General features: G+C 58.1%; 1 protein-coding gene. It reads right to left on the reverse strand.

Annotated features, from left to right (window positions below):
• Window positions 1–2,485: calcium-binding protein (locus tag VE009_RS12765; protein ID WP_325008144.1), on the reverse strand; the 2,485-nt coding region annotated here is incomplete at both ends.

Here is a 2,485-nt window from a genome sequence, read left to right on the forward strand (position 1 = left end):
GGCTCCGTCTTGGATGGTATCGTTCCCCAATCCGCCGGTGATCGTGTCGTTGCCATCACCGCCCTCGAGGCGATCGTGGCCGTCGCGTCCATCCAGAATGTCGTCACCCTTGTCGCCGCGCAGGCGGTTGTCGAGCCAATTACCGCGGAGCGTATCGTCCTGCTCGGTCCCGCGGACGCGCTCGATCAGGGTGAAGGTATCTGTGTCGCCGCTGAGATCCGTTACTGTCACGGTCTCTTCGGCTCCGAGATCGACTGTGATCCCCGTCGTGATCTTCAAGGCTCGTGCTTCGGCCCGGTAATCAACCTCATTGACGCCCTTGGTTCCGTCGAAGAGGTCATCGCCCTCATAGCCGATGAAACGTTGGACACCATAGGTGTTGCCTCCATAGAACTCGTCTTCGCCATGGGTGCCCAGAACAGCCTGGATGGCGAAGAAGGTATCGGTGCCGATGACAGTTCCACTGCCATTCTTCTTCTGGACAGTTCCGGCCCCGCCATTATCGCCGAACCGAACCTCGATGCTCTCGAAGCTTCGGTCGAGATATCTGATCTCGTTCCAATTCCAATCGGGATTGTCGCCCTGGAATTCGCTCCCGCCGTAAATCGTGTCGTTGCCGTTGCTGGCGAGGAAGTAATCTTCGTCGGTCAGATTACCAATGCCGCCGATCAGAACATCGTTGCCGTTACCACCGTCGAGGGTGTCCCAGCCGGCCGCGCCATAAAGCGTGTCATCGCCGTCGTCGCCATTGAGAATGTCGTTGCCGTTGGCGCCGTCGAGAGCGTCGTTGCCATCACCGCCATGGAGAACGTCCTCCACATTGTGGCCAAGGACACTATCATGGCCGTGGTCTCCAAAAACCGTGACAACCTTGTTGGCGATACCGGTCGAGACATTGGCTTCGTTGACGTGGATGAAGTCGTCCCCACCGGTTCCAACGACTATATAGCCACCTGTGTTCGGATCTCCAAAGGCGTGACGACCGAAGGCGGTTCCAATGAACTTTGCCGGATCCGTAAAGTCGCCGCCGATCGAGACGTTGATCGCTTCGATATTGGTCAGCTTGTCAACTCCGTGATTGACGTCCTGAGCGAGGTTCCTTGCATCGACGGTCCAAGAGCCATCCATGTTTCGCGTCGCGGTGACGAGCGTCCGCTCCACGCCCCCTTCGGTAAGTTTGAACACGATGGTGTTTGCGGTCTCCTCGATGCTCAACGTCCCCATCGTCTCTGCCGGGAGGATGTAGTTCATGGAATCGCCCCAGCCGCTGCCACCATTGATGGTGTCATTGCCGGCATCGGACGTGATGTAGTTGACACCGCCGCCTGCGTTGATGACGTCATTGCCGCCGTCACCGTTCAGCCCGTTGTCGCCATTGTGCCCCGTGATCGTGTCGTTGCCATCTCCGGCAAAGATATTGACGCTATCGGTTCCCTTGAGGCCGACGATCAGATTGGCGTTGATGACGTCATTCTGAAAACCGCCATAGGCGGTGTATGCCGGCTCACTCTGATGCTTGTAGATCGAGACGCCGATCTGGAACCGGAAGCTGTCGTTCGGACGGCCGGGGAAGTAGAACAGCATCTCATCGATATTCGAGACGGTGTCAGTTCCGAGAGGCGAACCATCACGCAGATCTTGGACCACGAACGTGGTGGTGGTCGATGTCGCCCTTGTGATTCTGAAGATGTCGACAGGCTGCCCCCCATCCGTCAGGGTGATGTAAGCCTCGGTCTCCGATACGACCCTGATTCCGAGTTCCCCCGTCATCGAGCCCAGGTTGTATGCCGCTCGATCGTTGGTATTGCTGCCACCGCCTGTACCAGATCCGCCATAGATCATGTCGTTGCCGGCACCACCTTCCATCGTATCAGCGAAGCCTGCGCCGCCGATTAGGGTGTCATTGCCGGCATCACCCAGGATAAGGTCGCGCCCGTCGCCACCATCGATGCTGTCATTTCCAGCACCGCCCTCAAGCCGATCGTCGCCGCCAAGCCCGCTGATGGTATCATTGCCGGAATCGCCGCGCAGACGGTTAAAAGCGTTCGTGCCGGTGAGATTGTCGCTGTTCCGAGTGCCGCGAATGGACTCGATGCTGATCAGCCTATCCGTATCGCCGTTTGCGCCTGTGACGAGAACAGACCCATCATTCTGAACATTGGACAGATTGACCGTGATACCGGTTGTCGAGTTTGCAGGAGCATCGTTCCGGTAATCGACCTCGTCGTCCCCGGCGCCGCCGTCGAAGGTATCGTTGCCGCCGAAGCCGCGGAAGCGCTGATACCCTTCCGCGCCTTTGAAAGAATCGGCCTTGTCGGTGCCGTAGACGAATTCGACGTTTGTAAAGCTGTCGATCTCTCCCGCTCCACCAGCCACGATCCCTGAATGCGCAGAGTCGAAGGTGACCTGGATGCCGTTCGTGCGGGTTTCGAGACCTCTGTACGAGATCATGTCGAAGCCGTCGCCGCCATCGATGATATCATTG

Source organism: Paenibacillus sp. (assembly GCF_035645195.1).
Lineage (GTDB): Bacteria > Bacillota > Bacilli > Paenibacillales > YIM-B00363 > Paenibacillus_AE.